This window comes from Microbacterium sp. LjRoot205 (assembly GCF_056175745.1).
Genome location: NZ_JBGFFH010000012.1, coordinates 1 through 18,875, shown reverse-complemented (window position 1 = coordinate 18,875; position 18,875 = coordinate 1). Strand labels below are relative to the sequence as shown.

Annotated in this window: 22 protein-coding genes and 1 pseudogene; 14 read left to right on the top strand and 9 right to left on the bottom strand. The window is 66.3% G+C overall.

Annotation, left to right across the window (positions count from 1 at the left end; all coding sequences use genetic code 11):
- Nucleotides 1–71: 71 nt before the first annotated feature.
- The 7 genes from AC04ME_RS18220 to AC04ME_RS18190 all read right to left on the bottom strand — a co-directional run bounded on the left by AC04ME_RS18220 (nt 72) and on the right by AC04ME_RS18190 (nt 6,191).
- Nucleotides 72–1,967 carry a hypothetical protein gene (locus AC04ME_RS18220; RefSeq protein ID WP_455905672.1) on the bottom strand — a complete coding sequence of 632 codons (1,896 nt, stop codon included), beginning with the start codon at nt 1,965–1,967 and terminating at the stop codon, nt 72–74.
- Nucleotides 1,968–2,209: 242 nt separating this feature from the next.
- A complete protein-coding gene (locus AC04ME_RS18215; RefSeq protein ID WP_455905673.1) occupies nt 2,210–2,461 on the bottom strand; it encodes a hypothetical protein in 252 nt (83 codons plus the stop codon).
- 79 nt (nt 2,462–2,540) lie between these two features.
- A complete protein-coding gene (locus AC04ME_RS18210) occupies nt 2,541–2,891 on the bottom strand; it encodes an ArsR/SmtB family transcription factor (protein ID WP_455905674.1) in 351 nt (116 codons plus the stop codon).
- 95 nt (nt 2,892–2,986) lie between these two features.
- Nucleotides 2,987–3,289 (bottom strand): helix-turn-helix domain-containing protein, encoded by a 303-nt coding sequence (locus tag AC04ME_RS18205; protein ID WP_455905675.1) that lies wholly within the window; start codon nt 3,287–3,289, stop codon nt 2,987–2,989.
- A 15-nt stretch (nt 3,290–3,304) separates the two neighbouring features.
- Nucleotides 3,305–4,789 carry a hypothetical protein gene (locus AC04ME_RS18200; protein WP_455905676.1) on the bottom strand — a complete coding sequence of 495 codons (1,485 nt, stop codon included), beginning with the start codon at nt 4,787–4,789 and terminating at the stop codon, nt 3,305–3,307.
- Nucleotides 4,786–5,880 carry a M15 family metallopeptidase gene (locus AC04ME_RS18195; RefSeq protein ID WP_455905677.1) on the bottom strand — a complete coding sequence of 365 codons (1,095 nt, stop codon included), beginning with the start codon at nt 5,878–5,880 and terminating at the stop codon, nt 4,786–4,788. Before AC04ME_RS18195 ends, AC04ME_RS18200 begins: the two co-directional genes overlap by 4 nt.
- Complete coding sequence (locus AC04ME_RS18190; RefSeq protein WP_475436438.1) at nt 5,877–6,191, bottom strand: hypothetical protein; 315 nt, start codon at nt 6,189–6,191, stop codon at nt 5,877–5,879. Before AC04ME_RS18190 ends, AC04ME_RS18195 begins: the two co-directional genes overlap by 4 nt.
- Nucleotides 6,192–6,491: 300 nt before the next feature.
- On the opposite strand from AC04ME_RS18190, the gene AC04ME_RS18185 reads away from it, so the two are divergent.
- From AC04ME_RS18185 to AC04ME_RS18130, 12 genes are all read left to right on the top strand, one after another.
- Nucleotides 6,492–7,145, top strand: coding sequence for a DUF6668 family protein (locus AC04ME_RS18185; protein WP_475436437.1), 654 nt, complete (start codon nt 6,492–6,494; stop codon nt 7,143–7,145).
- Nucleotides 7,142–7,423: a hypothetical protein gene (locus AC04ME_RS18180; protein ID WP_067117746.1), complete on the top strand. Its 282-nt coding sequence runs from the start codon at nt 7,142–7,144 to the stop codon at nt 7,421–7,423. The genes AC04ME_RS18185 and AC04ME_RS18180 overlap by 4 nt, the downstream gene beginning before the upstream one ends.
- A 14-nt stretch (nt 7,424–7,437) precedes the next feature.
- On the top strand, nt 7,438–8,202 hold the full coding sequence (locus tag AC04ME_RS18175; protein WP_067117749.1) for a DUF8175 domain-containg protein: 765 nt from the start codon (nt 7,438–7,440) through the stop codon (nt 8,200–8,202).
- Between the two features lie 101 nt (nt 8,203–8,303).
- Complete coding sequence (locus AC04ME_RS18170; RefSeq protein ID WP_455905680.1) at nt 8,304–9,542, top strand: hypothetical protein; 1,239 nt, start codon at nt 8,304–8,306, stop codon at nt 9,540–9,542.
- Nucleotides 9,535–11,046, top strand: coding sequence for an SCO6880 family protein (locus AC04ME_RS18165; RefSeq protein ID WP_475436434.1), 1,512 nt, complete (start codon nt 9,535–9,537; stop codon nt 11,044–11,046). The genes AC04ME_RS18170 and AC04ME_RS18165 overlap by 8 nt, the downstream gene beginning before the upstream one ends.
- A gap of 5 nt (nt 11,047–11,051) precedes the next feature.
- Entirely contained in the window at nt 11,052–12,731 is a 1,680-nt protein-coding gene (locus AC04ME_RS18160; RefSeq protein ID WP_455905682.1) for a hypothetical protein, read from the top strand.
- Nucleotides 12,731–14,476 carry a type IV secretory system conjugative DNA transfer family protein gene (locus AC04ME_RS18155; protein ID WP_455905683.1) on the top strand — a complete coding sequence of 582 codons (1,746 nt, stop codon included), beginning with the start codon at nt 12,731–12,733 and terminating at the stop codon, nt 14,474–14,476. Before AC04ME_RS18160 ends, AC04ME_RS18155 begins: the two co-directional genes overlap by 1 nt.
- Nucleotides 14,469–14,849, top strand: coding sequence for a DUF4913 domain-containing protein (locus tag AC04ME_RS18150; RefSeq protein WP_218682577.1), 381 nt, complete (start codon nt 14,469–14,471; stop codon nt 14,847–14,849). The genes AC04ME_RS18155 and AC04ME_RS18150 overlap by 8 nt, the downstream gene beginning before the upstream one ends.
- A 14-nt stretch (nt 14,850–14,863) precedes the next feature.
- Nucleotides 14,864–15,529, top strand: a complete 666-nt coding sequence (locus AC04ME_RS18145; protein ID WP_067117768.1) for a hypothetical protein — start codon at nt 14,864–14,866, stop codon at nt 15,527–15,529.
- Nucleotides 15,530–15,535: 6 nt separating this feature from the next.
- Nucleotides 15,536–15,934 carry an A1S_2505 family phage non-structural protein gene (locus tag AC04ME_RS18140; RefSeq protein ID WP_067117771.1) on the top strand — a complete coding sequence of 133 codons (399 nt, stop codon included), beginning with the start codon at nt 15,536–15,538 and terminating at the stop codon, nt 15,932–15,934.
- Entirely contained in the window at nt 15,927–16,814 is an 888-nt protein-coding gene (locus tag AC04ME_RS18135) for a hypothetical protein (RefSeq protein ID WP_455905684.1), read from the top strand. The genes AC04ME_RS18140 and AC04ME_RS18135 overlap by 8 nt, the downstream gene beginning before the upstream one ends.
- A complete protein-coding gene (locus tag AC04ME_RS18130) occupies nt 16,811–17,716 on the top strand; it encodes a CPBP family glutamic-type intramembrane protease (RefSeq protein WP_067117778.1) in 906 nt (301 codons plus the stop codon). The genes AC04ME_RS18135 and AC04ME_RS18130 overlap by 4 nt, the downstream gene beginning before the upstream one ends.
- Nucleotides 17,717–17,800: 84 nt before the next feature.
- Here AC04ME_RS18130 and AC04ME_RS18125 read toward each other — a convergent pair whose 3' ends face one another.
- The gene (locus AC04ME_RS18125; RefSeq protein WP_475436431.1) at nt 17,801–18,052 is read right to left on the bottom strand and encodes a hypothetical protein; all 252 of its coding nucleotides are present in this window, start codon (nt 18,050–18,052) and stop codon (nt 17,801–17,803) included.
- 52 nt (nt 18,053–18,104) lie between these two features.
- On the opposite strand from AC04ME_RS18125, the gene AC04ME_RS18120 reads away from it, so the two are divergent.
- Complete coding sequence (locus tag AC04ME_RS18120; RefSeq protein ID WP_475436430.1) at nt 18,105–18,407, top strand: hypothetical protein; 303 nt, start codon at nt 18,105–18,107, stop codon at nt 18,405–18,407.
- 3 nt (nt 18,408–18,410) lie between these two features.
- Here the strand turns inward: AC04ME_RS18120 and AC04ME_RS18115 are convergent, their stop codons facing one another.
- On the bottom strand, nt 18,411–18,581 hold the full coding sequence (locus AC04ME_RS18115; RefSeq protein WP_451232431.1) for a hypothetical protein: 171 nt from the start codon (nt 18,579–18,581) through the stop codon (nt 18,411–18,413).
- 58 nt (nt 18,582–18,639) lie between these two features.
- Between AC04ME_RS18115 and AC04ME_RS18110 the strand changes: the two are divergent.
- Nucleotides 18,640–18,777 (top strand): annotated as a pseudogene (locus AC04ME_RS18110) (ABC transporter permease); the annotation flags it as partial.
- Nucleotides 18,778–18,875: the final 98 nt, after the last annotated feature.

The window sequence follows — 18,875 nt, the reverse complement described above, 5'->3', positions numbered from 1 at the left end:
AGACAGCGGCCGCGTGCGGCCGGCCTCCACGAGGGCGCAGCCCTCGCCTCGAGCTGGGGGAGCGGTTCGGGTCATCCGGTGAGCTGCGCCTCGAGGAACGTGGCCAGCTCACGCGCGTTGCGGCGTGCGGTTTCGAGACGACGGGCGGCCTTGTGGTCGTACAGCTGGTTCGGCCCGCGTGGGTACCCCACGCGTTCGTGGACAGACTGACCGGGCAGCTGCAGAGCGCTCGGGTGAGCGCGTCGGCCTCGACGCCTCTTGCGGTGCGCCTGGTGCTCTTCATGCATGATCACCCGCCACTTCGCCCACACGATCCGCTCGACGTCGTACCGCCTCGCGCGATCGGCCAGGTGCCCGTCGACGAAGAGGCGGACGGCGATCGGCTGCGGGTCGACGTGATCGGCCGCCGTCCAGTGGCCGTCAACGAGGCGAGCGAGTCCGTGGCTGTGCAGGCGGTGGAGTAGACGTCGGACGGAGGCAGCGGTGAATCCAGTGCGGAGGGTGAGATCTTCCACAGTCCAGGAACCTCCGGGCAGCAGTTGGAGGTGGAGGTAGCCGGCGGCACGTCCGAGAGAGCCGGGAGCTGCGTAGATGTCCTGGTTGAGCGCGGTAGTTCTCAGGGTCAGCTCACGGATGAGGGCGGTGCGGGCGGGGGGCATACGCCCTTGTGACCAGTCAGGTTCGTGAGGATCTGTGGAGAACTTTTCGGAGAGGGTGTACCGGGCCCCGTGCTCGCCTTCGGCTTGGGCGGTGCGCCGGATCCAGCCAGCGTCCTGCAGCGCCCGGAGGGCGTTGTGCGCTGTCTGGCGTCCCCAACCGGTCTCCAGTGCCAGACGGCGGATATCGGCCTCGATCTCCAGGGAGACGGCCTGTGCCATGTACAGGCAGAGGGCGTCGAGAATGGCGCGGTGCGCCGCGGAGCCTCGTGCGGCCCTGTGGGCCGTGGGGCCGCGGTCGGCTCCCCACATACCGGGGAGCGCGTCGGCGCGCTCCTGGACGCGTGTGAGGGCCGTGACGACGTGGTTTTCTCGCTGGGGGAAGGTGGGGTCGTCGCCCTGGCCGTTGGAGGGGTTCGCGGCGGCGTAGTAGACGGCCATTCGCCAGGCGCCATCGATGACGTGTCGCTGTCCCGCCTCGGTGCGAGGCACGCGGGTGCCGGCGTGGCGGCGCGTGCGTGCGTGCTCGAGCGCGGGGGCCGTGCGTGCGAGGGCGGCGACGTCTGCGCGGCGCCAGCGGGCGTTCGCGGCCGCGAGAAAGATCTGCGCCATGGTCGCGGAGGTGTCCGCGGCCGGGGGAGAGGCGAGGATCTCCCGGATGCGGGGGGACAGGTCGCGTCGTTCGCCGGCGAGGTAGGGGTGCCCGTCGGCGTCAGCGTCGACGTCGCGGGGACGGGTGGCCTGTGCTGCCGGCGGCAGCTCCACGCCTTCCTCATCCAGCCACACGTCCAGGTCTCGGAGGCGCTGCGGGGTCGTGGTGGGCCTCAACAGCACCTCGACCGGTCCCAGGGGGCGGGAGTGCCCGCCCGCGCGGTGTGGCGACAGCGGCGGCCGCACCGCGCCGGTCGCGGGGTTCGTGAGCGGCGAGAGGTCCAAGGAGGGCAGAACGGTCCGGGCTCGACGGGCCAGCTGGTTCACGGTGCCGGCGTCGGCGGCCGCGGTGAGCGCGATCCAGACGTGGCGGCCGCCCGAGGGGCCGGACTCGCAGACGAGATATGCGATCGCGAGCTCGTCGAGCCACCGGGTCAGTCGGTGAGCATCTTTCGCCGGGTTGCCGCCCTTGGCGTCCAGGTCGAAGCACAGGTACCGGAATCCGCCGGCGGCGTCGGTGAGGGGGAGAGCCCAGGGGCCGTCAGGGGCAGCGGTGCTGTCGGACGGGTAGGTGGCGGTGTAGCTGTTCGTGAAGTCGCCGTGCGCGTCGCGGACGTCCACGCGGACGCTGCGTCGACCCGTGAGCTGGGACAGCGACACGGTGAGATCCCAGGCAGACTCCGGTGTCCCCCAATCGGAGGACACCCCGCGGCGTGTCGGGTCTTGGACTGCCTGGAAATCTGCGTCAAGTGGCGTTATGATGAGGTCAACTCCTTTCGGGGTACAGCAAAACTCCGGGTCCTTCCCGGTGAGGTGTACATCGCCTTCATCTGATTCGGTCGCCAAACTTTCATCAGATGAGGCACAGACTTCGAGGCCCGCCCCTGGCGGGCCTCATCTGGTTAAGCGGCTGGCACGTGCAGCATCCCGTCTTTTGGTGGCCGTTCGGGGAACCAAGTGGGACGCCCATAGGCGTCTAGCGGAAGGTGCTCGACCATGACGTCGAACAGCTCCGACGGGGAAATCTCAAGATCCTGCGCGAGCGTTTCCCATGTCGACTTGCTAGTGAATTCCACCTCGTAACCGAGGTTGGTCGGCTGGACCATCGTCCCTCTGGGACGGCGGTAGGTCCGCCGCTTCTTTTCGTCAGCCATGCCCTCAGTTAACCCCAAGGTCAGGGTTAACTCAGCTGCGACACTCCGGGGCTTCAACCCGTACTTGAAACCCGGCATCTCAGCTGGCGTCGTCGCCCGTCAGGGGCTCTCCGAGGAGGTACCGGTAGTACTCGCGGAGTTCGCGGCGGATCGCCTCGCGATCAGCTGCGTATCTGACGCGCTGCCCATTGCGGTCGTCGCGGGCGTCCGAGGTGACAATGCCGTCAGCTTCGAGTTCGCGCACGTGGTTGAAGATCGTGCGGTGCGAGGCACCTCCGAGAGCCTTCTCGATCTCGCCTGTCGTCATGGGCTCGGGGTTGGTCGCTAGGAGCCGCACGATAGCCGCTCGGATGGGGTTCGCACCAAACACTTTGACCGCCCTCGCTGGTTCAGGAGGCAGCGGCTGATCGGGAGATGCGTAGCGAGGCATCTGCCAAGTCTGCCGTAGCCGGTTCCGAGGCTATCAAGCAGGCAGGTTAACTGCAAGCTTGCACGATGTTTGCAATCTCGCCGGCGGCAGCACCGTTACTCTCCGAGGAGTTCGACGTGCAGCGCGGCGAGAATCTGGCGGACGCGCTTCTCGTTGACGGTGTATCGAAAGTTGCGGCCGGTGCCGCGTTTCTCGGGCGGCACATCGATGGTGACGACGTCGAGTTCGACGAGGGTACGCAGGACGCGGCCCAGGGATCCTCGGGGAGTGTCGGTGCCGGCGAGGATGTCGGAGAGGTAGGCACCAGGGTTCTCGCGTATGTATTCGACCACGCGGAGGTGTGCGCGGTTGCGCACCAGGTTGACGGCGTCGTCAAAGAGATTTGGGGTAGCAGGCATGCGGCTCAGCATCCTTTAGGGTGCGGGCGTGGCGGTCGGGCCGCCAGGGCCGGTTCGTCGAGGGAGGGCGTACAGGTAGGTGGTTTCGACTTTGTCTGCGACGATCCAGGCCATCTCGGTGGTGATCCCGCTGGGTGCTATCGGGTCTAGCGGGAGTTCTCGGGTAGTGAACGGGGTCACCTGTGGCTGGTCATCGCTGACGTTGGTCCAGCTAGCTTGACGGCTGGCTGTCCCGTACACAATGGTGCCGGTGATTGCGGTGGGCGTGAGGTTGCCGAGCGGTTGAACACTCGGATTGGTGCCGTACCGGATCCAGACGTTGCCGTAGGTGAGTGTGGCCCCGTCGATCGCGTGCAGCGGCACGGAGTCACTGCGGATGCCGCTCGTGCGGGTTTCAGCCTGGGAGAGGGTTTCTCCCGTGGCGACGTCGACGGCCGCGACGATGCTCTGCTGCCCTTCGGTGCTCCAGACGGCGATGAGGGTGTTGGCGTCAGCTGCAGAGACGTTACTGAGCTCGGTGGTCCCCTCGGGACGGGTGTACGGGGTCTCGGATACGTCACCGTCGACGGTGATGGTGTAGATCGTGGTGTCGTCGACGGCGATCACGCCGGCGTCGGTGGTCATCACGGGGAGAGCGGTGACGGGGATGTCCTGTCGGGTGATGCCGTCAGCGGTGACGAAGCCCACGGTCTGATCGGGGAGGACGATCAGCGGTTCGGTGCCGAGGAAAGTTACGTCGGCACCGCGGGGGAGGTCGTAGTCGACGGAGTCGACTGTGCTGTCTTCCACGTACAGAGGCCAGACGGTGAGGGCGTTGGAGCGCGAGGTTGCGAGGACCTCGTACCCGTCGATGGTGGTGGCCGCGAGCTGCGCGCCTCCACGGGGGGAGCCGTTGCCTTTCCAGACCGTCTTTCCGGTGTCGGGATCCAGAAGCCGGAGATCTCCGGCTTCGGTGGTGACCGCGACACGTCCGTCTGGGAGGAAGGTGGGTTCCGTGTTGGAGCGGATCGGCACGGCCCACGCTGCCGACTGGTCGTATCCGGGAGGAGAGAGGACGGCGAGCTGCTCGCCGACACCGGGCGGCGGCGCGATGGTGGCCGTCGGCGTCGGTGCAGGCCGCGTGAGCGCGATCGCGACCGGCGTGGCCGCGCCGATGACGACGAGACCGGAGACGGTGACGATCGAGGCGATGACAGCGCGTCGACTGACGCGCCGGTTGCCGATCGCCATTTTGCCGTCGTGCACCTGGTCGACGATGACGTGGGTGGTGCCGTCAGCTTCGACGACCATCCGGTCTGTGCCGTCGGGGGTGACGGCGATGACGCGGACGGCGTCGTGTCCGTCGGCCTGCAGGATGCCGGCGACGTGGTCGATCGCCGCCTCGGTGGCACCCTCGCCGGTGGCGATGGGTACACCGTCGAGAGTGACGGCGCCCTCGGCGTCGACCTCGAGGCGGTAGACGGGGTAGGGGGGAACGGTGGTCAGATCGATGTCGCTCATGCGGGGATGGTCTCCTCAATGCCCCAGAATTCCCAGTGCCAGGCTTCGTCGGGGCCTGGTCCGCCGGGTTCGGCCCAATCGGGGTGCACCCAGCCGTAGCGGGGGGCGTTGGCTTTCAACCACAGGTAGATCGGGTGGGAGAAGCTCAGCCGGTAGTGGCTGCGGTCGCCGACGTCGATAGCGAGCGCCCATCCGTGGTTGGAGGTGCCGGGTTCGGCGGCCTCGTCTCCGTAGATCGCTTTGGCCTCGACCTGGCCGGCGTAATCGCGGTACCCGTCGTTGATGGGCAGGTCGTAGCCAAACTCCGCCCGGAAGGCGTTGTTCATCGCGATCAGGTTGGCGACGGCGTCACCACGCAGGGTGTAGTTCGAGGCCCACGGGATGGGCGCGAGGAGGCTCTCATCGATGCGGCCGTTCTCGAAACCGCCCCACTGGCCGGGGGGATTCTTCCCGGGCGGGAAGTTGCCGTTATTGCCGATCGGGTTCGCGCACTGGGCTGCTTCTGCCCCGTTGCCGGGGTCGATGTTCACTCCCGCGAGAGCTGCGACGACGTCGACGGCGTCCTCATAAAACTTCTCGTAGTGGTACGGGTCGTCGTTGCCCTGCACCTTGTGGGCGGCAATGCTCGGCTCCATCGCTTCCCACCCGGCGACCTCTGCCAGCCGGGTCAGGAAGGTGCGGGATGCCGTCGCCGGGTCCGTGACTTCCTCCCAGGTTCCCCAACCTTGCGACACCTGCTGCTGGAAGAGACCGCCACCGTCCGCGATAGAGCCATCCGGGTTGGTGGCGTCGTCGTCGTGGCTGAGGTTGATCAGCGACGATTCGCCCATAGCGGTCATCACGCCGATGACCTGTGCCTTGACGGGCAGCTTCAGCTCCGTGGCGGCGTTCATGATGATCGCCGCGTTGACCAGCTGCTCGCCCTTCCAGGTGCCGACCTCGTCGACGGGCAGGTTCTCGATGTTCACCTCGTAGTCGATCGTGGGGAACTTACCTCCGGGGAGGGAAGAGCACGACGTGGCGATGAGGACGAAGATCGCGATGAGCGGGATGCAGATGACACCGCAAACGGCGGCGGCTGCGCCCTTCATCCCAGATCCGCCGGGGGAGTGAGGCGGTCCACGAACCAGGATGGTGTGCCGTTCCCGTGTCCGTCTCCCTGACGGATGAGTTCGATCGTGTACTGGCCGACGTCGGTGGGCACGAGCACGCTCATCTGATTGAAGTTCGGGGCACTGGCGACGACACCGGGGCCCGTGACCTGGGAGGGACGAACCCTGGCGGGGTTTGTGCCCTCGTATGCCAGCAGGGCGTCGTTGGTGAGCATGGGAGAGAGCTCGGCCCACCACTCCTCGTAGGAGCGGTTGTGGTTCGCGAAGCTGGTCATGGCTTCCTCAGCCACCCGCACCCCGTCGTCGAGCGCGTCCGGCGCGATGGTGCTGGTGGGAGCGGGCTGGACCGTCGCTGTGTCCGTGGGTGACGGGCTCGGGTTAGGTGTTGGTCCCGCGTCGGTGCACGCCGATAGCGTGAGCATGAGACCAACGGCTATGACGCTGATGTGGGAAGTTCTCGACTTCCGCGTCATATTCCGCGAGTTTCGGCGTCTACTAGATGACGGTTTCGTCATTTTCCCACCCCCCGTATCTGACTCACCCTTGATACTATAGGATCGCATTAGATCCTGTACACGAGGGGGGCTTCGATGACAGATACACCGACGACCCGTGTTAACCCGTTCCATCGGGTGCGCGGCGCCGAGCAGAGCGACGCCGACGTCGACCAGCTGCGCGGCGAGGAACTCGTGGGTCCGCCGACGCCAGAGTCTGCGCCGTCGGTTCCGCATCCGCTCGAGCAGGTCTTCCCGACGATCCCCGAGACACCCGGTGCTCTCGTGTATGTCATCGCACTGCACGGCGGCGCGGGAGCCTCGACGATCGCGGGCCTGATCCGTGAACAGGCGTCGGATCTGCCGGGGGAAGCCGCCCGCGAAGGACACCGGGCCTGGCCCGTCTCCTCGTATCCCGGTATGCCGATGAACGTTCTTGCGGTGGCACGCACCCACTATCACGGCCTCCAGACGGCCGAGAGATTCGCGCTGGCATGGGCTGCGGGGGAGTACCGGGACAGCCGCCTCCTGGGAATCGTGCTCGTCGACGACGGCCCACAGCTGACCAAAGCGCAGCTCAAGGCCGTTGAGCGCATCGGCCGGATGACGCCGCACGGGTGGCGGGTTCCCTGGGCCGAGGGATGGCGCCTGGCCGAGCCCACTCTCAAGACCTCTTCTCCTCGCGTCCGGTGGACCATCGGACGCATTCGCAAGCTTGCTCAAACCCCGCCTACGGAAGGAAAGAAATGAACACTCTGATTGAGGTCGCGACCGCGATCACCGGCGTCCTGCCCAACCCTGAGCCGGAGCAGCCTCCGGGCACGGAGGGCGTATCCACGCTGATCAACTGGCTGGCCTGGGGTGCGCTCATCCTGGGTCTTGCCGGCTTCCTCGCGAGCGCCGGGTACCTCGCATTCGCCGCATTCACGGGCCGCGAGATCCAGGGCTTCAAGGGCCTCGTGATCGCGCTCATCGTGTGTGTCCTCGTCGGCGCTGCCGGCGGCATCATCGCAACGTTCACCGGCTGAGCAGGGGAGAGATCATGAGCGACGACAACAGCGATAGCAACCGCGGCCTGGTCAAGTTCAACGCGTGGTGGCTGGCGGCAGCGATTTTGGTGCTCGCTGTCATCGCCGCTCTCGTACTGGTGCTGACCTTCGGCGGCAGGGACAACCCCGAAGGGGGCACCTCGCCATCAGGCGCACCGTCGACACCGTCCGCGCAGCCGGGCGAGGACGAGTCGACTCCGCCCGAGACAGGGGGTGTCTGCGACCTGCCCTCGGGATCAGACATCCCCACGGTCGGACCCGACGCCGAGTGGGTCAACCGCATGGGACTGCTCACCCCCACGTCGAGTGAGTATGCCGCGGCATCGGCCGACGACACTCTCTGGGGCTGCTTCGCTCCCTCACCGACGGGAGCACTTTTCGCGGCGACCAGCTTCATGGCTGGGCTACAGGAGAGCACTGATGCCGATGCATTCCGGGCTTTCGTCGAAGATGCGGCCGTAGACAACAACGGGCGGGCTCCGTTTATCGAGGAGAACGCCTCACTGGCTCGTTCGCCCGAACCGGGTCGCACCGCTCAGATCTCGGGTTTCCGGTTCGACAGTGTCGAACCGGAGGAGGTCGTGATTCGGGTCGGCATGAGCCAGAGTGCTGGGTCCGAGACGGTGACCGCCTATGTGTCGTTCACCCTTGTCTGGGACAGCGAGAGGGATACCTGGCTGGTCGATGTCGAGAGAATCACTCTCCGCCCCACTCTCGACCCGTTGGCCGGATACACGGACTGGAGCGCTTCGCAATGATCCGCATGGCAGCTGAGGAAGAGGAGTGCCAGGTTTGGGACGCACTCTGCTGGGCTGGCGAGGGCATCAGTGACGCTGCCAATAGCGCGTTCACGGATTTCGTGCGTGATATCTGGAAGCTGCTGATCGATTTTCTCGGGTGGATCAACTCGTTCTGGGTGGGCATCCCGAGCGCGGATGTGACAGCCCCGGCGATTGGTCAGATCAACGGGTGGATGGGCTGGTACACGGCCGCGATTGCACTGATCGGACTTCTTATCGGTCTGGGTCGCATGGCGATCTCGAACGACTTCAAGTCCGGTCTGCCGGCGGTCAAGATGGTCGTGAACCTCATCCTGGTCACGGGCGTGTACGCGGTGGCGTTCGCGGGTCTGATGACGGCGGGCGACCAGTTCGCGCCGTGGATCATCCAGAAGGCGACGGGGGAGGAGCTGAGCCTGTCGGGCATGCTGTCTCTCTCGGAGATGATGCTGATATACCCGGGTGGCGGGCTGTTCCTCGCGATCATCGGCCTTCTCGGCGCCGTGGTGAATGTCCTGTTCATGGTGATTCAGGGTGCTCTCGCGTCGACGATGTTCGCTCTGCTGCCAGCGGTGGCCGCGGGGAGTGGGACCGAGATGGGGTCGAACGCATTTCGTCAGCTGCAGGGCTGGTTGCTGGCCGTGATTCTGTTCAAGCCGGTGGCTGCGATCATCTACGCCTTCGGGATGATGCAGATGAAGAACCCGCCGGCGATCGAGGGCCTCGATGACATCGGGAAGTCGATCTACAACGCCTGCGTCGCCATGGTGATTCTCGGCATGGCGGCCCTCGCTCTGCCTGCACTGATCAAGTTCCTGGTGCCGGTGGCAGCGGCGGCAACCTCGAACGCGTTCTCGGGTGGCGCGGCGGTCGCTGGCGTTGCTGCAGCCGGGTCGGCCGTCGTGATGGTCGGGGCGGTAGCCGCGACCGGTGGAGCGGCTGCACCGGCCGCGGGCGCTGCTGCAGGAGCCGGTGGTGCCGGCGCCGCGGCCGGTGGCGCTGCATCGACTGCAGCTGCAGGTGGAGCGGCTGCCGGAGGCACCGCGGCGTCGACGGGCGCTGCGACCGGGGGAGCGGCGGCGAGCGGAGGAACGGGCGCTGCTACGGCGGCCGAGTCCGGAACGTCGGCCGCCGCATCCTCGCCGTCGACGAGCCCGGGCGGTGCGGCACCTGCCGCTGCGGACAGCGGTGGAGCTGCGCCCTCGAGCGGCGGTAGTTCCTCTGGGTGGAATGCGGCGGGATCCGCGATGAACAGTCTCGGCAGCTCGGCATCGAGCAGCAGTAACGGAATTGACGAACAGGGGTCGAACGATGAGTAGCAATGACACCACGATGGTGGAGCACGGCAACATCGTCATGCCCGCCAAGCTCGGCATCGGCGGGCTGGGTGCGGGTGTGACGTTCGGGTCTATCCCGTTCGCACTCGTCCTCATTGGATGCATCGTGCGCGGCTGGTGGCTTGCTGCCGGCATCATCACGCTCCTCGGCGTGGCGGCGGCGGTAGTGACCGTGGTCACCGTCAAGCAGGGCCGCAATTGGTATCGGCGCAAGGCGAACCGCATGGCATTCCGCGCTGCGGAGCGTCGCGGCGACACGCTTCTGGTTGCGGGGCCTGCGGGACGGATCCCGGATGGGAGCTTCCGTCTGCCGGGCCTGCTGACGGCGTCAGAGCTGAGCGAGCACAAAGACAGCTACGGCAACCCGTTCGGGATGATCCGTCTCTCCACAGCGACGACAAAGCACTACACCGTGGTGATCGAGTGCTTCCCCGATGGGGACTCACTCGTGGATCAGGAGCGGATCAACCGGCAGGTCGCTCACTGGGGTGGCTGGCTGGCCCAGCTGGGTGTGGAGGATTCGATCGTCGGCGCATCTGTCACGATCGAGAGCGCGCCGGATTCTGGCCTGCGGCTGCGGCGCATGGTCGCGGAGAACGTGTCTGACCACGGCAGCGACTTCTCTACCGCCGTTGTCGGTGGCCTCGCGGACACGCTGTCGGGCGGTGCTCCTCAGCTGAGCACGCGTCTGGCGCTGACGTTCAATGGCACGGGTCTGGAGTCGAAGAACTCCGATCGGGGCGTGCAGGAGATGGCGGACGAGATCGGCAACCGCCTCCCGGTCCTGTTGGCTTCGCTGGGCATGACGGGAGCTGGCACCGGGGCGCAGGCGTGCACGGCGCAGGACATCGTGGACTTCACCCGCGTGGCGTACGACCCGACGGTGTCGGCCCGCGTCGAGCAGGCCCGCCAGGAGGGCGGGACAGGCCTGACCTGGTCGGAGGCCGGCCCTGCGTTCTCGGAGGCGAAATACGACCGGTACTACCACGACCGGGGAGTGTCGAAGTCGTGGACGATGTACGAGGGTCCGCGATCAAAGTTCTACGAGACGGCGCTGCGCCGCGCATTCGAGCCGATGAAGGGCGTTCTCCGCAAGCGGGTGACGATCCTGTATCGTCCGATCCCCGCTGGGGATGCGCCGGATGTGATCGAGGCCGAGATCAACAACGCGCAGTTCAACTCGTCGACGAAGCAGCGCGCGACGGCCCGGCAAAAGAACCGCATCCGGTTCGCGAACAAGGCGGCCGAGGAAGAGGCCGCGGGTGCGGGCCTCGTCCGGTTCGGCATGATCATCACCACGACGTGCCGGACGAACGATGAGTTCCCGCGTCTGGAGAAGGTCATCCCGTCGCTGACGAATCAGGCGCGCCTCAAGATCCGTGAGGCGCTGGGGAACGAGGACGTGGCATTCCTCGCGGGCCTGCCCCTGGGCGTGGTTCTGCCCGCGCACATGACGTTGCCCGATCAGATTAGGGACTGGCTGTGATGACGATGACGACGACAAGAGCGCAACTACGACAGACGGAGGCGGGAGAGCTGCGGCTGACCCCGCGTGAGGCAAAGCGCCTGGAGCACAAGGTGCGACCCCCGGCTGTCACTCCGCTGCAACGCTGGCTGCAGTTCCTTGACCGCACCCGGACGCAGCGCCGCCGTGCGCTGGGGCGTGCGGGGCGTCGAGGCTGGCGTACCAGCGGCACGGGGCGGATGCCCTGGATCGAGCCGCTGCCGGAAGCACAGGGCACCACGGTGCAGGTGTGCGGTCTCTGGCCGTTCATCGCCGGTTCGAGCGACCTTCCCGTGGGCGTCCCCCTCGGGAAGAACCTGCTGAAAGGCACGGTGGTCTGCGCCGATCCGATCAGTTGGTTCCTCGCCAATCTGATCAACCAGCCCTCGTGCTTCGTTCTCGGCCGTCCCGGTCTGGGAAAGTCGACGCTCGTACGTCGCATCGTGACGGTGCTGGAGGCCTGGGGGCACATCCCGATGGTCCTCAGCGACACGAAGCCCGACTACGTGGATCTGATCGACGCGATGGGCGGGCAGGTGTTCCACCTGGGCCCTGGCCAGGAAGTCATCAACATCCTCGATTTCAGCCAGTTGCTGAGCGAGCTCGAGCAGATCCCCGACGACATCACCCGTGGCGACGCGCCGCGGCGTGAGGCTATCGACGCGATGAAGCGGCGTCGGGCCACTCTCGTGACGGGTCTGCTGGAGCTGGGCCGTGATGCCCGGATCAGCGAGAAGGAACGCAGCATGGTCGTGGAGGGCCTGCGCATCCTCGATGAAGAGTTCGACATCGAGAAGGAAGGCCGGCAGCCGCGGATTAGCGACCTGGTGGCCCTGGTGCGCTCTCGTCACCCGCGCCTCGCCGCGATCGCGCAGGACCGTGGCGATGAAGAACGGTATGCGGAGCGCACGGAGCTGCTGCTGGACGGTCTGATTGCGTTGACCTCGTCGGGTGTGTACGGGTCGATCTTCGACGGTGATAGCACCGTGCAGATCGAGGCCGGTCGGCCGGTCGTGTTCGATCTGTCGTCGATCGATGACGGCGACCTGACCCTGCAGGCGGCGGTGCAGGCCGTGTCGTGGTCGTTCGGGTCTGCGGTCGTCGACGCGGAGAAGTACCTCGCGGATGCCGCCCTGCGGCCCCGCCGTCACTACTTCCTGGTGATGGATGAGCTGTGGCGCATGTTGCGCGCCAGTTCGGCGATGGTGTTCTTCGTCGACGCGCTGACGCGTCTGAACCGTGCACGCGGTATCGCACAGGCGATGATCACGCACACGATGGATGACCTCAAGCTGTCGTCTGACGAGCTGACGACGATCGCGTGGGGCTTCGTGGCCCGGTCCGCGATGGTGTTCATCGGCGGGCTCGCGCAGTCCGAGATGGGGAACCTGGAGCAGGTTTTCGCCATGTCGGCACGCGAGAAGTCGATGATCATGGACTGGAGTGCCGACGGGTCGCTGAACCCGCACACGGGCACACAGGCGGTCCCGCCTGGGCGAGGAAAGTTCTTGCTCAAGATCGGAAAGAAGCCGGGGACACCGTTCGAGGTGGAACTCACGGCTGCAGAGATGGACGTGAACAACACGAACCGGGCCTGGACGACAGCGGCAGAGCGGTTCCGTGCGAACGCGGCACGCGTTACCGAGACGCTGGAGGAGGCGGCCTGATGCGTCCGAACCGGCGGGCACAGCCTCTCGCGGCCGACACCGGGTGGCTGGTGATCGGCGGGGTACTCGCGGTCGCGATGTTCGTCGGGGTGCTGGGCTGGTTGGCTGCGCTCACCAACCCCGGCGTCGACGAGCTCGGCCGGCGTGACCCTTTCACGGTGCTGGCGGCTGTTCTGACAGGGAAGCTGTCGCCGGCGCCGCTGCAGGTCGTGATCTTCCTGCTCGGGCTGATTGTCCTGGGGGTGGCGGCCGCCGCGATCGCCACGCTGGCGCTGCGGCGCCGGTCATCGGGATCCCGGGTCGACCACAAGGCGGCGTCGATGGGACAGATCCGCGAGCTGGATGAGATGACGCAGAAGAAGGTCGCGGAGGACACCGCCCGTCTCGGCGCAGAAGGCGCAGCGGACGGTGTCCCGCTCGGCCGACACGTCCCGTCCGGCAAGTTCCTCTTCGGCACGTGGGAGTGGGTGCAGATCTGGCTCATGGGACCGCGTGCGGGCAAGACGAGCTGCGTGTGCGTGCCGCAGATCCTGGAGACACAGGGACCGGTGTTCGCGACGTCGAACAAGCGAGACATCGTCGACCTCACCCGCGGGCCGCGATCGGAGATCGGCCGCGTGTGGATCCACGACGTGCAGGACATCATCGGGGCAGAGCCCACCTGGTGGTGGAATCCGCTGTCGTTCGTGACGAACTTCGAACGCGCAGAGAAGCTTGTCGACGTGTTCGTCTCGGCCGCGCAAGAAGCTGACGCGAAGGAAGATGCGTACTTCGGCCCGGCCGGCCGGGAGACACTCGCGCGGTTGTTCCTCACCGCTGCGGTGACGGGGAGACCCATCACTGACGTGTACCTGTGGGCGATGGATCCCAGCGGGCGAGATCCCGAGATCGGAGATCCGTCTGTGCTGCTCATCGAGGACGACTACACGCAGGCACAGGGCCTCTCGAAGACGCAGACACTCACGGAGAAACAGCGTGACGGCGTGTACGGCACGGTGCGGACCTTTATCGGCGTCCTGGCCAACAAGAAGGTGCTCCCGTGGATCACGGACACCGACGGGCGACCGCACTTCGACCCGTACGACTTCGTCAAGTCCACCGACACCGTCTACGCGATCTCTCGCGAGGGCGGTGGCAGCGCCAGGGCGATCACCGCGGCGCTGACGATGGCGGTCCTCACGGCCGCGGAGGAAGTCGGTTCCCGGATGCGTGGCGGCCGCCTCGCGACACCGTTGATGGCGGTCCTCGACGAGGCCGCGAACGTGTGCCGGTGGCGAGACCTGCCCGATGTGTACTCGCACTACGGCAGCCGCGGCATCATCGTCTCCACGTTCTTCCAGTCCTGGCAGCAGGGCGTTGAAGCGTTCGGTATCAACGGCATGGACAAGCTCTGGGGAGCCGCGAATATTCGCGCCTCGGGTAGCGGCCTCGCGGACGATAAGTTCCTTCCGCACCTGTCCCAGCTGATCGGGGACCATGACGTGGTGCACCGCACCAGCACCCAGCAGCACGGAGGCCGGTCGACGACGACCAGTATCAGCCGCGAGCGGATCTTCGACGTCTCGGAGCTCGCGGCGATGCCGCGCGGCCGCGCGGTGATGATCCCCGCGACACAGCCGGCGACGCTGTTCGCGCTCGAGCACTGGTCCGCGAAGCCGTACGGCGAGAAAGTGGCCGCGAGCCGCGACTACTACGAAGCGCAGGCCGTCCAGACGGGCCACCTCGAGGAGACATCGAATGTCTGATTACGACGACGAGACCCCGGATGAGACCGAGGTCGAAACGTACTACCCGAACGTGTATATGTGGGTCGAACACTGGCTGTTGCCGCACTGGAAGCGCGACCTGTCCCCGGCTCGATGGGATCCCCGCTGGTGGGAGTACACCGAGGTCCTCAGCCGGTTCGAAGCCCTGTGGCGGGCGTGGGAGTTCCTGCGCCTTGAAGGGCCGACCGGTATGGCGGTCTTCTTCCGCGACTACCTCGACACGGCCATGCCGATCATCACGGCGAGCGATGGCCCGTTCTGGCGTGTCGAGAAAGTCTCTCGAACACGCACGCTGCCCGAACAGTGGCCGAGCGAGCTTCCCTCGCCTGAGGACATGCCCGACCTGGTCTGACCGGAGCTGACGCGATGCTGTTCTACGACATCTTCTTCCTCGTCCTGGCGGCGGTGGGAGCCGCTTTTCTCCTGGTGCCTGTCTTTCGGGATCCCGGGATGGCACGCCGCAAGCGCGTCACCCGCTGGGTCCACGCGATCGGCCTGTGCCTGGTGGCGGTGTCTCTCGTGGCCGTCGGCCGAACGTCGGCCGAGTGGGCCGCGTTTCTCGTCCTCGCCGTCGTGGCCGTCTGGGCGCTGGTGATCCTCGCGCTCCGCCTCCAGGACCGCATCGAGCAGACTCGGGGACTCAGGGCAGATGCCACGCTAGGTCAGCTTGCCGCCCCGACGCCGATCTCCGCGACGCGGGCGTTCTTCCACTGGATCGCCTGGTCAGTGGGAGGGGGCACGGTCCTCCTGCTGGCAGTGATGGTGCTCGGCGGGATCCTCGAACCCGAACTGACGTCGTCCGTGATGAACGTGCCGGACGCGTGGAAGCTGATCCTCGGTGCCGACATCCTGATCATCGTGGCGGCCGGGATCGGCGTGCTGATCCAAAAGCTCACGCGTGATGAAGCGGTCCGGTACCACGAGGCCCTGACGGAGGGCATCACCGCCCGGCTGCGGGCGGAAGAAGCCGCCGGCTACGGCAAGGGGTATTCGGACGCGCTGTCAGGAACCGCACCAAACGAAGGCAGCTAAGTACCCATGGGACTGTTTTCGCGGCGCGGTAGGGCAGAGCTGATCACCGATCTGCGGCCGGGGGAGATCTTCGTGTTCGGATCGAACGCTGCGGGCTCTCACGCGGGCGGCGCCGCCCGACAGGCCGTGCGAGACTTCGGCGCCATCATGGGGCAGGCTCACGGTCTCCAGGGCCGCTCATACGCGCTGGTGTCGATGTCTGGTCTGGATGTGATCGCGGAGGAAACCGCCACGTTCTATGCGTTCGCTCGCACGCATCCAGAGCTGACGTTCTTGGTGACGGAGATTGGGTGTGGCATCGCTGGCCACACCCCCACAGAGGTCGCGCCATTGTTCGCCGGAGCTCCGCGAAACGTCGTCCTTCCGCGCTCATTTATAGAGCTTCTTGAGGGTACGCATGAGTGAGTCGGGAGAGCGGGCTCGTGCAGCTGCTCTCGGACGGCAGCGCGCGCAGGCCGAGCAGAGAGAGGCACAAGCGATCCTCGATCGGATCCCGCCGCCGTGGTACCGAGTGGCCGCTGCGCGTGCGCATCGTCGCGCGGCCGACGAGGCGCGGGTCACCTTCGAGCGTGCACGGTACGAAATCGGAGAGCACGAGAATGCTCTCGCGCATCTCGGTGCCGGCGCAGATCCGGACGAGTGGGGAGTGTTCAGCCTTGCCCCCGGCGTCAGCCTGGAGGCGACTCTCGCCCGGCTTGAGGCAGGGCGATACGAGAACGCGGATCTCGCGGGCGCTGCCGCCGCATTGCGGCCGCTCGTGGCTCCCGCGCGCGCGTCGACCGTTCTCGGTGACGCTGCCGCGCGGAAGGAGATCGAACGGGCAGTGGCCGCCCTGGCGGCGCGGGCACGCCGCAGGCTCGTGCGCGAGCTCATCGACCATCTCCCCGCCCGCGAGCGGCCGTTGCCGGCACGCGCCGAGGATCTCGCTCACTACGGCAGGTACAAGCTGATCGTCACCGAGAGCGCGTCAAAGATCCGCCTCGACGACATCGTGATGGGCTCGGTGCGGGGGAGGGGCTTCGGCAGCTCACTCCTGCAGGAGCTATGCCGGTACGCAGACCATCGCTCCCTGCCGATCGTATGCACCATGATGACCGACTACCCGGACCTGCCGCGGGATGCGTCCCCGGAGGAGTACAAGGCGGCCCAGCGGACCGCTGAGCGTCGCCTGGCCGGGTGGTACCACCGCCATGGCTTCCGGTCCTCTCGCCCCGTCGACGAGTGGAAATCCCGCACGGATCTACGGCGGGAACCCGGCCCCCACGAACGGAAGGAAACGACATGACCGAGAACACGACAGTCCCAGAGAAACCCGCGCGCACGACGCTGCGCGACGCGCTGCGACAGATCCGGGATGAGATCGCGGCACAGTTCGCGATCGACCGCACCGGCATCACACGCCGGGAGGTCCCTGCCCGGGCGAAGGCCGCAGCCTGGGCAGCGATCGCCGGAATCTACCTCGTGGGCTGGAGCGAAGGGGTCCGGGTTGCTGTCGTGATGCTGCTCGGATGGACTCCTGCGCCCGACACGTGGCCCACGGGTACCGTTGCCACCGCCACGGCGGGCATCGTACGACAGATCGCCGTGGTGTTGATGGCGGCCGCGTTGATCTGGGCGTTTCGTCGGTACGCGGGCGCTGAGGTACAACGTGCCACCTGGAGGACCAGCGTCAAGACGTTCCCCGTCGGCTACCTCGCCGTGTTCATCGGATTCACCCTCGCGGGGGCGCTCAGCACGGTCTTCGGGTTGCCGTCCAACGAGTTCGATCTTGCGCCGATCGATGACCCGCTTCTGCACGTTCTCAATATCGTCAACGATGGGATGGCCGGCCCAAGCGAGGAGCTGGCCCTTCTCGCGCTCGTCGTCGTTGCGCTCCGTGCCACCGGGCACAGCTGGACTGTGGTCCTCATCGCGGCGATTGCTGTGCGGGTGCCCTTTCACCTGTACTACGGCTGGGGTGCGATCGGCCTCGCCGCCTGGGCCCTCCTGATGGTTCTGCTGTACCGCCGCACGGGAGCTATCGTCGCCCTCATCCTCGAGCACGCCACGTTCAACATGCTCACTTACGCCGGCGCCATCGGATGGTCACTCAAGCTGATCTTCACGCTGTCTGGCCTCGTGGTCGTCGGCGTCGTCTTGACTAAAAGCATCGCGCAGCGAGAGAAGGCCGCAGCGGAGAAACCGTAGTGCGCTCGGCACACGTCGAGAGAGGGCCCCGCCAGCTCGGCGGGGCCCTCTCTCTTGAGTTCTGCCGGACAGCCCGCGCGGTGGTTACTCCCCAATTTCTCCGATGTGCTCGCCAGAGAGAGCGCGTTTGACGAGCTGCGCATGCTCGGCAGACACCGGGAACTGGATCTCGGCGCCGTCTGGGAAATGCTCGTCCCCGGCACTGACCATGAGAAGGAAGTCGCCACTCGGGTACTGCGTGATGGTGAGTGATCCGCTTGTCAGCGACGGCTCCCCGTCGATGGTGCTCACCGGCCAAGTCAACGTGATCCGAAGGTTGTCGTTGTCCATCTGCACGCTCGATTCTCTAGAGACACCAGCCGCCCTCGTGACCCGCTATGGTGCACGAGTGAAGCACCTACACTATGGCTCAATTGTCATCGCGATCTCGGATCAGTTGGCAACCACGTTTAATGACGCCGCACACGACTTCATGCAGGCCGGACGATCCGCCGTCTGGCCAGTGTCGGGCTACCGGGACGATCGAGATGAAGTCTCGATCCAACTCGCGATTGGTCCAGGAATTCCCTTCGCGATCACCGACACATGGATTCCCGATGAGCGCCCGCCTGCACGTCACGACAGCAGCTCAATCGCCTACATCCAGAGTGAACAGGAATCCCTCGAAAAGGAGCAAGCGGACGAGGACTGATGCTCAGTCTTCGTCAGGGGTAACCCAGCCGGCGTTGCCATCCCAGTCGCCCTCCACGTGCGCGAGCAGCATGCTCCGCCATGACCCGTTTGCGAGATAGTGGCGGGCGGCACGCAGTCGCCACATCGCAGCGGTGATCGACTCCACCAGGGTGATCGCGTCGTCCAGGGACACCGATTCAACCTCGGGAGCGTTCTTCTGCCGAGCAAGACGCAGCCTGGAAGGAACCATCGTGTTCGTCGCTTGGCGTGACCTCCGATTCGCTCGTGGCAGGTTCGTGCTCATCGGATCGGTCGTGGCGTTGATCACCCTGCTCGTGGGTTTCCTCGCCGGCCTGACTGGCGGGCTCGCCGCGCAGAACGTGCCGGCCGGACCGGCCTCCGTTTCGGTCGTCTCGGCGACGATAAAGCTTGTGTTGGGTTGAGTGAGGCGATACCGGATGAGACTGCGATTAGCGTCGATCACGCC